The organism is Agarivorans sp. Z349TD_8 (genome assembly GCF_050870825.2).
Lineage (GTDB): Bacteria > Pseudomonadota > Gammaproteobacteria > Enterobacterales > Celerinatantimonadaceae > Agarivorans.
Window position 1 is genome coordinate 2,741,463 of the sequence record NZ_CP194037.2, and the last position, 12,616, is coordinate 2,754,078.

Sequence of the window (12,616 nt, forward strand, 5' to 3'; positions counted from 1 at the left end):
TCACCATGACTGACTGTTTTCCACGTTCTGAGAGGTCGAACCAATCGCAATACCAGTTAAAGTCTGGTTCATATGGACACCGTAATATTGTTCGCCGTAGCTGTTAAAGCCGATAGCATGGTGTGCATCGAGTTGTTCGGCGATCAAAAGATTAATGCCTTTCTCAACAGCTTCCAATCTGCGTAGAATACAATCACACACGATCACCAGCTGAATAGAACCAAGCTTTTCAGTCATGCACTCCAAGCTGTGCCTTACATTCTCAAGCATGTGTCCGCTCTCCCCAATTCTAAAGACAACGCCCTCTTCGATGGCACCAAAGAACGACAAACTGCCATCGGAGTTAACCTTCTGAATGGAACGGACATACTCGCAAGTACCAATTAAGACCACCATCGGAGAAGCAGCAAACACCGCACTATTCAACTGGTGTTCCGCCACTCCGACCAATCTCGCGTACTCAGAAGCGGCTGGAAATCCATTAATCTCAATAACTCTGCGGCTTTGGGTATCGGCTTTGGTGACCACCAAACGTTCGGTATTACCAACAAAGTGATGGGTGGTAAATACAATGAAAGGCAAGCGAGTGTGAACGACCATCAGCACCGCGCTATTAACATGAAACTGCCCTTGGAAAAACACATAAGTATTGCTGTACCGTTGATCATCAGCTGCAGAGCCACCCAGCGAGACAATCTCTCCCAAGGCATCTTGTAGGGCATGCGCCACCATTTCTTCCTGTTTGGACAAACCATCAATCAACATGAATGCAAAGCTATTCGCCGCATCAAATTTCGGCTCTTTACTTTTGAGTTGCTGCAATAAGCTTTGCACACACTGATGCCCCTGATTGCGCTCAAAGTTTTGCAAATCATTGAGTAAGCCGCACGCGACGGTAAAATGATCTGCGGCAAAGCTAACGCCAACTAGACTATGTTGCAAAAGACCAACAGGGCCTATTTCACCAGCAGTGGTACACCCCATCACCTGAATGCCTCGAAACCAGCGGTTCATCTCCTGGCTTAAGCGTTCAAGGTCATATTGGCTAGAACAAAAAAATAGCACGAGAGACATATCAGGCTGCTTCACAGCTTGATAAAATTCGGCAGCGGCTACAGCCGCGTCGACGGCTTGCGATTGCCCTAAATTAACATTTTTTATCTTCATGTAGCACACCTATATTACTCGCGTTTGTCAAATAAGCTTGGGACCGCAGCAGAACCGCCGACTACAGGTTATTTTTAATTAAGTATATACAAGCATTAGCATTTCAGTTAATTTTCAGACAATAGATAAGTCGACTTTTAGCTCGTTTTTTTAACCTCATCTCCCCCTGACATGAATCTTGCGCAGCACCAGCGTGCGTGACAACTTAATCGGTTTTTACGAAATTTAGTATAGGTACTGCCGCCAGAAAATGACTGAACACTCAATGCAGCAACAATGCAGTTAGCAACAAATAGCGCTTTTTTCATAAAACAGAGCTGTGTAAACTGGTGACTTGGCGCCAATTTACGGAATCAATATGGATTTTTCCATTTTATTAATATTTATCCCTACTTTCTTTTTTGTTTCAATAACCCCGGGCATGTGTATGACGCTCGCTATGACCTTAGGTATGACCATTGGCCTGCGTCGTACCTTATGGATGATGCTTGGGGAAATGTTAGGGGTTGGCATTGTCGCTATCTTGGCGGTGTTAGGGGTGGCCGCAATCATGTTGCGCTACCCTGAGGTATTTATGATATTGAAATGGATTGGCGGCGCTTATCTCGGCTACCTAGGGATTCAAATGTGGCGTTCTAGGGGCAAAATGGCCATCCCGGATACCATCGCGGAGCCTCAGCAAGTGCAACGCTCACAACTGGTGATCCAAGGTTTTGTGACAGCTATTGCCAACCCCAAAGGTTGGGCTTTTATGATTTCGCTACTCCCCCCCTTCATCCAACCCAATTATTCGCTGAGCCTGCAATTGAGTCTATTAGTGGGAATTATTCTAGTTTCAGAATTTGTTTGTATGAGCCTCTACGCCACCGGCGGTAAAACCCTGCGAGTGTTTTTAAATCAAAGTGGTAATGTTCGTTTGCTTAACCGAATTTCAGGCAGTTTGATGATTTGCGTAGGAATTTGGTTAATATTCAGCTAATTTCGCGCTTACTTCTCTAAGCGCATCAGCCAAAGTACTCGCATAACCTTCACAAATAAAACTATTCACCCATTGACCATCAGCCAGCTCCACCTTGCCCAAGCCAAGTGAGCAACACCCTATAAAAAACTGGTCACTGGGCATATGCCATACTTCGATTTCAATCGCCTGCCCTTGTTCTTCATCGCGAATTAAACTAGGTCGAGCTGGCAGCCCTCCTGCTAGTGCATACAAACGATAGCAACTTGCGCTGGTGGTTTGTTTCAGCAGACTCGCACCGCGTTCCAATAACTGGTGGTTTAAGGCCAAACCGGATAAATGTGCGCCACAGACTGCCAGCTCAATTGTCATGCAGTGGGCTCAGCTAAGGGCGGCAAGGGCTGTCCGGTGGCACCGAGGGGACAGCCATTGTGTTGCAGCAACAAGGCCGAAATACTCAGCAACTTACGGTCATGGAGAGCTTGGCTAAACTGAATGATCCCAAAGGGAAGACCACGCGCGAGTAGATAATGGGAAACACTTAACTCAACTAGATTGACTTTTTGGCCTTTGAGATCCGCTAAAGACTTGTCACCTTTCAGCACCACCCCATCATTGCCATTAGAGAAATCGCCAACGATTAAGGCAGTGGAATCAACGCCACTTGCCGTAGGAATGGTCAGTGCATTCATACTGGTCATTACCGTGGCAGCAAAAACCCCGGCAGTATATTGGTTAATTGACTCGATATAGTCGTTTACTTGCACCATATCGATATTGATATTGTATTTATCAGCCCATTTTCTAACGATGCCCGTTGCAGCGCCATAATCCCATGGCATCCAACCAACATAGATGGTCCTAGCTAATCGATGCATGCGCAATTTGTGTGGTGCTGGCAACAGAAGCACTGATCAAGGTAGCCGCTCAACTCCCTTCATTCACTGATGCTGTTACGGAGACGATATACGGTATATCTAGACAGCCAAGATACCGCTCAAAAGATCGCAACACCACCAACTAGCTCAGACATGGTCGCTAAACTGCTCCGAAATCCATTTGCCGATCACTTGCATTGCCGCGGAATTACTTACAAGATCTAAATGTCCAACATCTTCGATGATACTTACATCGCCATCACTGTTGGCGCGGATCAATGCTTGGTATTGCTCAGCCATGAATGCCTCATCTAGGCGACCCACAACCAACAACAGCGGCACCTTAATCGCTTGTAACTCCCGTTGATAATGTTTAGGAGCATAGGATTTATTCAAACGATAACTATAACTATCGGTTTCGCTGCCATCACGAAATGCGCTGGGGAGATTAAAGCTAATCACTTTAAGATGATTAAGTGCTTTAAAACCGAATCGATTCACCAACTCTAAGCCAATAATTCGGCGAATAAAGGGGCGAGCCCATCCCCCCGAGTTGTGCCTCATGGTAGGGGCTTGATAGTGAAGATAAGGCGCCAACAATAAATAACCGTCGATGGCTCGTTCTGGCGCACTGCCCGCAAAGCGCAAGGCTAAACCGCCACCAGAAGAGTGTCCTGCCAGCAGGATTTTTGTCTGAGGCGAAGCTTCGTGAATCAAATCAATGAAATCAGTCAAGTCATCATTATATTGACCAATATAATCCACATCACCACGACGACATGGATTCATCCCATGACCCCGTAAATCCGGCGTATAAACCTTCGCGATACCTTGGCGAGCAAGATGAGAGGCTAAAGGCTCCAGATAGCCACTGTGCCATCCAGAGCCATGTAACAAGATCAAAACGATGTCACTATCCGCTGGATAATACCGATAATCTAGGGAAGTCCCATCTATTGCAATATAACGCGAGCACTTGGCTAAGCACTTTACCTGAGTCAGTCGTTTATAATCGAGTCCTGAATGGTTCTCGACTCGGCTTGGAACCTGCGGGATCAGAATCAAACACAATACGCTCAAGCCAACAATCATTACGATGACTAAGCTGGTCACAAATAAGTTTATCATGCTGCTTTCCATTGCTCGTCCTCCTCACCCCTTCGATACTTGCTACTTTAGCCCGCATAGGCCAATAACAACAAACGCCGTTGCCATTTAAATTAGTTAAATTCTGACTAACCGGGATAAATGCATCATAAAGCGACTCGTGGTAAGTCTAAGAGATAATGTAAGAATTGAAGTCGCATGTTGTACACATGGCGGCATTTTTTAATGCCAATTAGCGCTAGCTTAAATACTCGACGACTGGCACCACAAATAAACACTTGAGCGAAAGATGTAAAAAAGCCAGTAGCAAATGCTACTGGCTTTTTTGAATTGGTGCCCGGGGCCGGACTTGAACCGGCACGTCCTTTCAAACGAGGGATTTTAAATCCCTTGTGTCTACCAATTTCACCACCCGGGCAAAAAGTTTAAATCTTCGTCTCAGCGCGATTGCCTGAGAACGAGGCGTACTTTAACGTATTCAAAAAATGAGTCAACCATAAATTAAAGATTTTTGTTCAAGTGCTCAAAAAGCGATCTGCATGGCTAATTCTGCTTCTCGGCACCGCCAATTGAACAGATGTAAATCAGGCCTCACTATTTAGCGTCATCACGGAAAATGTTTAATACTGCTGCAGTGATAGATCAATAAAGCGAGATTATTGATGCTGAACTCTGCGTTTAACTTCGCTAGTTTATACCAAGCTAAGTAAAAACATGACCTAATTAAGGCTTGGTAAGACTTCAGGAAAAACCAAAAACCAGAAGGCTACCGTTTTTAACTTTTGAGCAAAGAGAGCAATTGGTTCAATATCAAAGACAAAGCTCATAATGCACAAAGTGGACGACTGACAGATGCCAATATCCACGCTTATGTCGTGAAAGAATTTGGCAAGCATGACCACCCAGACTCCATCTATTGTCTGCTCGACCATATGGGCTTTCATAGATAACTTCCCGCTCTAAACGCCTTAAGTAATTTCAAGAAACACAGGACTATTTTAAAAAATTGAAACTCGAAACGACCCTTAAAATCCTAGGGCATAAGGCTCTAGAGTGGGTTGATGAGTGGTTTCAGGATGAAGCCAGATTTGGGCAACAAAAAGCAATTTATGGGCTGAAAGAGGAAAGCGCCCAAGAGCGGTGAAGCAACAACAATTTGAAGTTGAGTATGCCTATCTATTTGGTTCAACCTGGTGAGGCTATCGTCGTCCCTTAGGCCAATAAAGACATATGATAGAACATTTAAAGCAAATACCATTAGTCACAGAACAGGGACGTCAGCCCTTGTTGTGAATGGCGCAGGATGGCATACGAAAGATATTGCCAATCAATTTAATAACGTCACTATCATCAAACTATCACCATACTCCCCAGAGTTAAACCCTATAGAACAGGTATAGAGTTGGTTAAGCCAACACCGCCTAGCCAATCAAAGCTGCAGTGATTATGATGAATTTGTTGACACGTTTATGCAGCATGGAATAGGTTTTTGCAATGCACGCAGCAGGTCGAAAAGATGTGTTCTAGGAAATGGATTGACCTGACCAGTTCATTTTGCAGATTGCCATAAGGCTTAGAGCGAAGCGGAATGTTGGAATAGCAGACACAAAAAAACCAGCTTCAATGCTGGTTACTACTGCAATATGGAGGCGGGTCCCGGAGTCGAACCGAGGTCCACGGATTTGCAATCCGCTGCATAGCCACTCTGCCAACCCGCCACGCAGTTTTAGAAATTTGGAGCGGCACATCGGGTTCGAACCGATGACCTCAACCTTGGCAAGGTTGCGCTCTACCAACTGAGCTAGTGCCGCTTAACTTACAATCACTATTTAGTATGAATCAGAGTTCAACCAAGGTTGCGCTACTCTTTATACCCACACTGAGCTAGTGCCGCTTAACTTACAATCACTATTTAGTATGAATCAGAGTCAACCAAAGTTGCGCTACTCTTTATACCCACACTGAGCTAATGCCGCTTAACTTACAATCACTATTTAGTATGAATCAGAGTCAACCAAGGTTGCGCTACTCTTTATACCCACACTGAGCTAATGCCGCTTAACTTACAATCACTATTTAGTATGAATCAGAGTCAACCAAGGTTGCGCTACTCTTTATACCCACACTGAGCTAGTGCCGCTTAATCTCAACTCAAAGAAGGAGTTGGTGCCCGGGGCCGGACTTGAACCGGCACGTCCTTTCAGACGAGGGATTTTAAATCCCTTGTGTCTACCAATTTCACCACCCGGGCGACACAATTTTATAGTAATGGAGGCGGGTCCCGGAGTCGAACCGAGGTCCACGGATTTGCAATCCGCTGCATAGCCACTCTGCCAACCCGCCATACTATGGTTTTTCTATTACTGTAAATTTGGAGCGGCACATCGGGTTCGAACCGATGACCTCAACCTTGGCAAGGTTGCGCTCTACCAACTGAGCTAGTGCCGCTTAACTTACAATCACTATTTAGCGTGAATCAGAGTCAACCAAGGTTGCGCTACTCTCTATACCCACACTGAGCTAGTGCCGCTTAACTTACAATCACTATTTAGCGTGAATCAGAGTCAACCAAGGTTGCGCTACTCTCTATACCCACACTGAGCTAGTGCCGCTTAACTTACAATCACTATTTAGCGTGAATCAGAGTTCAACCAAGGTTGCGCTACTCTCTATACCCACACTGAGCTAGTGCCGCTTAACTTACAATCACTATTTAGCGTGAATCAGAGTTCAACCAAGGTTGCGCTACTCTCTATACCCACACTGAGCCAGTGCCGCTTAACTTACAATCACTATTTAGCATGAATCAGAGTTCAACCAAGGTTGCGCTACTCTCTATACCCACACTGAGCTAGTGCCGCTTAACTTATTTTACTGTTTAGTAAACTGAGCCTTCAACCGAAGTTGCTCCGTACTTAAAACACTAAACAATTCCCTAAGTCGTTTCGCTAAATCCACCAGAGAACTGCGTTCCCGCTGAATGTGCTGTGCATTTTAGCGAGCTAAATCTTTACGTCAACAGTCTTTTTCCAACTTTCTAACTGTTCGCCTGATTTTTAGTCGAAAGCCGCTATTTATTGGCCACTTTGTCGTAAATCTGGCCATGCTAAAACCAAATAACTGATCATTGACCACAAGGTAAGTACAGTGGCGGCAAAAAAGAGCCCAAAACTAAGTTGATCGATCAAAGGATTAAGCTGAGCGGTTAATCCAGTTATCGCAGCCATTTGCGCCGCGGTTTTATATTTACCGATCCAAGAAACCGCAACACTAGAGCGTTTACCAAGTTCAGCCATCCATTCGCGTAACGCAGAAATTATAATTTCTCGAGATATCATGATTAAAGCGGGAATGGTTATCCACATCGACTGATAATGTTCAACCAATACCACCAATGCAGCGACCACCATCGCCTTATCCGCCACAGGATCCAAAAAGGCACCAAAGGGTGTGGTTTGGCCAAGCCTGCGTGCTAAGTAGCCATCTAAGTAATCAGTTGCTGCCGCTAAACCAAAAATAAATGCTGCAGCTAACATTCCCCACTCTACCGGAAGGTAAAAGGCGACCAAAAAAAACGGAATCAACACAACTCTAAACGCGGTTAGTATATTTGGTATATTTATCATTATTTTTCATTTATAAAACTACTGGCGCTATGTTGCCTAATCTTGCTTAGTGATGCAACGTATCATGGATTTTTTGCGCCAATGCAGGGCTAATTCCCGGTACTTTTTTCAATTCATCAACACTTGCACTCTTCATTTGCTGCATTCCACCTAAATGAGTCAACAAAGCTTGACGACGTTTCGCACCGATCCCGGGGATCTCTTCTAAGATACTGGTCTTGCGAGCCTTGTCGCGACGGTTACGGTGTCCTGTAATGGCAAAGCGATGACTTTCATCTCGAATATGTTGAATTAAGTGCAGCGCAGCTGAATCACTGGGTAAATGTAACTCGGTCATTGCCTTACCGATAAGCAATGTTTCCAAACCAGGTTTACGAGTCGTCCCCTTCGCGACCCCCACCAACAAAGGCATCGGTACCAAGTTCAACGGCTCAATACTAGCAAAAGCCGCCGATAACTGACCTTTTCCGCCATCGATAAACAAAATGTCGGGCATTTTTTCAGCTAATTGGGCTTTTTGATAACGACGTTTCAGTGCTTGTGCCATTGCAGCGTAGTCATCCCCCCCAGTAATACCTTCAATATTAAATCGTCGATATTCAGATTTATTCGGTCCTTGGCGATCAAACACCACACAAGAAGCTACCGTACGTTCGCCTTGCGTATGACTAATATCGAAACATTCCATCCGTTTAATTGGCGTATCTCGTTTAAGCAAACTCTCAAGCTCAGTCACCCGATGATGAATTGTCGCTTCCTGGTTGAGCTTGGTTAATAATGCATTTTCAGCATTAGTATTTGCTAAAGCAACAAATCTAAACTTTTCGCCACGTTTTGGGATACTCAGTTTAACTTTCACACCCAATTCGATTTCTATCGCATTTTCAATCTCTGGCCAGTCTCCTTCGACATCAGGTAACAACACTTCATTCGGCTGGTTGCCCTTGCGCTGCTCAGAGAGATAGTACTGAATAACAAAACTACGCAATACCTCGGGGAGTTCAGTTTGTTTGGGGACCTTTGGATAATACGAACGACTACCTAACACTTGACCGTCACGGATCAACAGTAGATGCACCACCGCAATGCCATTTCTAAACGCGAAACCCAGCACATCACTTTGGGCTGTATTACCGCTCACAAATTGTTGTTCCTGCACTTTACGTAAGGCTTGAATTTGATCGCGAAAAGTCGCAGCGGCTTCAAACTGAAGTTGTTCACTCGCCTGTGACATCTTATCTGCCAACTGATTAATCACCTGCTGGCTTTTACCTTTTAAGAAGAGGCTAGCCAGCTCGACCTGCTGGCAATAGTCTTGCTCGCTCACTAAGTTGACGCAAGGTGCAGAACAGCGTTTTAACTGGTATTGCAGACAGGGGCGCTGACGATTGGCATATTCACTATCACTGCACTGGCGGATCGGAAATAATTTCTGCATCAAGTGCAAACTTTCACGCACTGCGCTGCCGTTAGGGTAAGGTCCAAAATAGTGTCCTTTGGCCCGTTTAGCACCGCGATGCATCGAGATCCGTGGATGTTTATGCTGACTAATTAAAATATAAGGGTAAGACTTATCATCTCGCAATAATACATTATATTTAGGCAGATATTTCTTAATTAAATTGTGCTCCAAAATCAAAGCTTCGGTCTCGGTATGAGTGACCGTAACTTCAATTCGGGCAATGTTAGTGACTAAGGCGCGGGTTTTCTTGCTATCGACCGTTTTTCGAAAATAACTGGTTAAACGTTTTTTTAAAGACTTCGCTTTACCAACATAAATCACCTCGTCTGCGGCGTTATACATCATGTATATGCCGCTAGACTCAGAAACTTGACTTAAAAAGGTTTTACTATCAAAAATAGAGTCAGTCAAAACAACTTACAACTTGTCAGTATCAATCATACCGTGACGAATAGCTAAATGAGTTAACTCCACGTCGCCGTTAATATCGAGTTTACTAAATAAACGGTAACGGTAAGAATTCACAGTTTTAGGGCTAAGATTAAGCTGCTCAGAAATATCGGTAACTTTTTCACCTTTGGTTATCATCAACATGATTTGTAATTCACGCTCTGATAAATGTTGAAAAGGATTGTCTTCCGCAGGACTAAACTGACTTAAGGCCATTTGTTGCGCAATTTCTGGAGACAAGTAACGTTGGCCAGAATTAACCGCTCGAATTGCTTTTAGCATTTCGTCCGGCGCGGCACTCTTGGTTAAATAACCACATGCCCCTGCCTGCATCACTTTGGTTGGGAATGGGTTTTCGCTATGTATAGTTAATACAATAATTTTGGCATCTGGATCATAGCGTAATATTTTACGCGTAGCTTCTAGGCCCCCAATACCAGGCATGTTCATATCCATTAGGATAACATTGGCTTGGTTATTTCGACACCATTGAACGGCTTTCTCACCGCTCTCGACTTCACCAACGACTTTAAATCCTCTAACGTCTTCTAAAATGCGACGGATCCCTGTACGCACTAGCTCATGATCGTCAACCAGAAATACGTTTATCAAGCGTTCTCTCCGCTGTAACTAAAACATCAATCAACTAATTGGGCGGGTTGGCAGGCTTCAATTTACCTACGCAGCAGACGTTATATCCCATCAAGATGAGAATTTAAAGCGTTAAACTTTATAAGTTATGCGTAGATCTTTGCTTATTCACTTTTTAGTTGATTGAAACGAAGTTGTCGTACAATAAATCAGCAACAAAATAACCTTAGCCAACTCGGTCACTTATCATACATAAGGTACTGTTAAGACTGGTGAACACCTATAACGAAGCACTCTAATGACAACTGCAGTTTTAGCGGTGTTCGACAAACCGATAGTTGAAGCAGGCATAACTCAAGGACTGATACCAATCTAACTCATTATCTGTTCATTCTTGCTGGCTTAAATCACCGCTAACTGCGTGGTGTGTTTTGTCATTAGAGCCACTAGTTACTGCACATCAAGCCAGGTTATCGGCAGATTTATTCTGCGCAATAAGTTGATCATATAATGAATCCGATTGATATTATTTTGAAAGGCTGGAAAGAAATTTATTCGAGTGCAGTTTAATGGGAGAGCTAAAATCGGATGGCGCTATAAACAAAAAAACCATGCAAATGCATGGTTTTTCAAAATGGCGGAGGAGGAGAGATTTGAACTCTCGAAGGGCTATTAACCCTTGCCGGTTTTCAAGACCGGTGCATTCGACCACTCTGCCACCCCTCCGCAGCAACGGGGCGCATATTACCTAGCAAATTTGCGCTTGTAAACTGTCTTTTATGGTTTTTTTGAAAATCAACTGCTTTGTCGCGAAACCAAGTCGTCGTTGGTCACAAATAACCCAGCCGAAGCTGGGTTATTTGATGGCCTTGAATGCCGTCGCTTACGAAGGTAAGTAACTCTTACCCATTAAGAAGGTATCAATTGCTTTCGCTGCACCACGACCTTCATTAATCGCCCATACAATGAGGCTCTGGCCACGACGCGCATCACCCGCAGCAAATACACCGCTTACATTGGTCGCATATTGGCCATAAACGGCTTTTGCGTTGGAACGTTCGTCTTTCTCTACGCCTAAGCTATCAATAATCCCTGCTTCTGGACCCATAAAGCCCATCGCCAGTAATACTAAGTCAGCCTTAAGCACTTCTTCACTGCCCTTAATTGGCTCTGGGATCATTTGCCCATTTGGATTTTTAACCCAATTAATCTTGGTGGTATGAATAGCGCTGACATCGCCCTGTTCATTGCCGACCATTTTTTGCGTCATAACCAAGTAGCGACGAGGATCTTCACCTTGGATGGCAATCGCTTCATCCTGACCATAGTCGCGTTTCAAGGTACGCTTAAACTCTGGCCATGGATTGTCTTGCCCACGTTCCAACGGTGGTTGAGGCATAATTTCTAATTGAATCACACTCTTACAACCATGACGTAATGAGGTACCGACACAGTCAGTCCCTGTATCACCCCCACCAATTACCACCACATGCTTATCTTTAGCGCTGATGAATTGACCATCTTTGAGTTGGCTGTCTAATAGACTCTTGGTATTTTTCGCTAAGAACTCCATCGCGAAATGAACCCCATTTAACTCACGACCGGGGACAGGCAGATCCCGAGGTACTGTTGCGCCGGTAGCAATGAGTAGCGCGTCGAAGTCTTCATCTAGGCGGTTAATTGAAATATCTTTGCCAACTTCAACCGAAGTTTTAAAAGTAATCCCTTCTTCTCGCATGATATCGATACGGCGCTCGACAATTTCTTTTTGCAGCTTCATATTTGGAATGCCATACATCAGCAATCCACCAATACGATCGGCTCGTTCAAATACCGTGACCTGATGACCAGCAGAATTAAGCTGAGCTGCTGCCGCTAAGCCAGCGGGTCCTGAGCCGATTACAGCCACTGTTTTACCACTGCGGCACTTGGGAATATTTGGTTTAACCCAACCTTCCTTAAATGCGCGCTCAATAATATTTACTTCCTGACTTTTAATGGTTACTGGTGGCGCATTAATCCCAAGCACACAGGAGTCTTCACAAGGTGCCGGACACACTCGCCCTGTAAACTCAGGAAAGTTATTGGTTTTGTGTAAACGGTCGATAGCATCCTTCCAACGACCACGATAAACCAAATCATTCCACTCGGGGATCAAGTTATTAATCGGACAACCAGCCACGCGCGGAGCGTAAGCTGAGTCACCAGAATGACAAAACGGGATCCCACAATCCATACAACGAGAAGCTTGGTCTTTGACAGCTTGTTCGCTCATGGGCGATTTCACTTCTAACCAATCTATCAAACGTTCTGCTGGATCGCGGTCTGCCGATAGCTTCCTATCTATTTCCATAAATCCTGTTGGATTTGCCATGTC

10 protein-coding genes and 7 tRNA genes are annotated in these 12,616 nt (G+C 44.5%); 1 reads left to right on the forward strand and 16 read right to left on the reverse strand.

Annotated features, from left to right (window positions below; translation table 11 throughout):
* Nucleotides 1-1,167: a nitric oxide-sensing protein NosP gene (gene nosP, locus ACRRS1_RS12335; protein ID WP_432467699.1), complete on the reverse strand. Its 1,167-nt coding sequence runs from the start codon at nt 1,165-1,167 to the stop codon at nt 1-3.
* A gap of 358 nt (nt 1,168-1,525) precedes the next feature.
* On the opposite strand from nosP, the gene ACRRS1_RS12340 reads away from it, so the two are divergent.
* The gene (locus ACRRS1_RS12340) at nt 1,526-2,146 is read left to right on the forward strand and encodes a LysE family translocator (RefSeq protein WP_432452880.1); all 621 of its coding nucleotides are present in this window, start codon (nt 1,526-1,528) and stop codon (nt 2,144-2,146) included.
* Here the strand turns inward: ACRRS1_RS12340 and ACRRS1_RS12345 are convergent.
* From ACRRS1_RS12345 to ACRRS1_RS12415, 15 genes are all read right to left on the reverse strand, one after another.
* Nucleotides 2,132-2,497: an allophanate hydrolase-related protein gene (locus ACRRS1_RS12345; RefSeq protein ID WP_432452879.1), complete on the reverse strand. Its 366-nt coding sequence runs from the start codon at nt 2,495-2,497 to the stop codon at nt 2,132-2,134. The two genes, ACRRS1_RS12340 and ACRRS1_RS12345, sit on opposite strands and share 15 nt — an antisense overlap.
* Complete coding sequence (locus ACRRS1_RS12350) at nt 2,494-3,003, reverse strand: hypothetical protein (protein ID WP_439035996.1); 510 nt, start codon at nt 3,001-3,003, stop codon at nt 2,494-2,496. Before ACRRS1_RS12350 ends, ACRRS1_RS12345 begins: the two co-directional genes overlap by 4 nt.
* A gap of 147 nt (nt 3,004-3,150) precedes the next feature.
* Nucleotides 3,151-4,131: an alpha/beta hydrolase gene (locus ACRRS1_RS12355; RefSeq protein WP_432467698.1), complete on the reverse strand. Its 981-nt coding sequence runs from the start codon at nt 4,129-4,131 to the stop codon at nt 3,151-3,153.
* Nucleotides 4,132-4,441: 310 nt separating this feature from the next.
* Nucleotides 4,442-4,528: transfer RNA gene (locus ACRRS1_RS12360), tRNA-Leu, on the reverse strand.
* A 301-nt stretch (nt 4,529-4,829) separates the two neighbouring features.
* Entirely contained in the window at nt 4,830-5,054 is a 225-nt protein-coding gene (locus ACRRS1_RS12365; protein WP_432452876.1) for a hypothetical protein, read from the reverse strand.
* Between the two features lie 700 nt (nt 5,055-5,754).
* Nucleotides 5,755-5,828 (reverse strand) — tRNA-Cys (locus ACRRS1_RS12370).
* A gap of 17 nt (nt 5,829-5,845) precedes the next feature.
* Nucleotides 5,846-5,921: transfer RNA gene (locus ACRRS1_RS12375), tRNA-Gly, on the reverse strand.
* A 353-nt stretch (nt 5,922-6,274) separates the two neighbouring features.
* Nucleotides 6,275-6,361 (reverse strand) — tRNA-Leu (locus tag ACRRS1_RS12380).
* An 18-nt stretch (nt 6,362-6,379) separates the two neighbouring features.
* Nucleotides 6,380-6,453: transfer RNA gene (locus ACRRS1_RS12385), tRNA-Cys, on the reverse strand.
* Between the two features lie 29 nt (nt 6,454-6,482).
* Nucleotides 6,483-6,558 (reverse strand) — tRNA-Gly (locus tag ACRRS1_RS12390).
* A 626-nt stretch (nt 6,559-7,184) separates the two neighbouring features.
* Entirely contained in the window at nt 7,185-7,739 is a 555-nt protein-coding gene (gene pgsA / locus ACRRS1_RS12395; protein ID WP_432456176.1) for a CDP-diacylglycerol--glycerol-3-phosphate 3-phosphatidyltransferase, read from the reverse strand.
* A gap of 43 nt (nt 7,740-7,782) precedes the next feature.
* Nucleotides 7,783-9,543, reverse strand: coding sequence for an excinuclease ABC subunit UvrC (uvrC, locus tag ACRRS1_RS12400; protein ID WP_439036014.1), 1,761 nt, complete (start codon nt 9,541-9,543; stop codon nt 7,783-7,785).
* A gap of 72 nt (nt 9,544-9,615) precedes the next feature.
* Complete coding sequence (uvrY, locus tag ACRRS1_RS12405) at nt 9,616-10,260, reverse strand: UvrY/SirA/GacA family response regulator transcription factor (RefSeq protein ID WP_432452874.1); 645 nt, start codon at nt 10,258-10,260, stop codon at nt 9,616-9,618.
* 614 nt (nt 10,261-10,874) lie between these two features.
* Nucleotides 10,875-10,965, reverse strand: a tRNA-Ser gene (locus ACRRS1_RS12410).
* Between the two features lie 157 nt (nt 10,966-11,122).
* Nucleotides 11,123-12,613, reverse strand: coding sequence for a glutamate synthase subunit beta (locus ACRRS1_RS12415; RefSeq protein WP_432467696.1), 1,491 nt, complete (start codon nt 12,611-12,613; stop codon nt 11,123-11,125).
* Between the last annotated feature and the right edge of the window lie 3 nt (nt 12,614-12,616).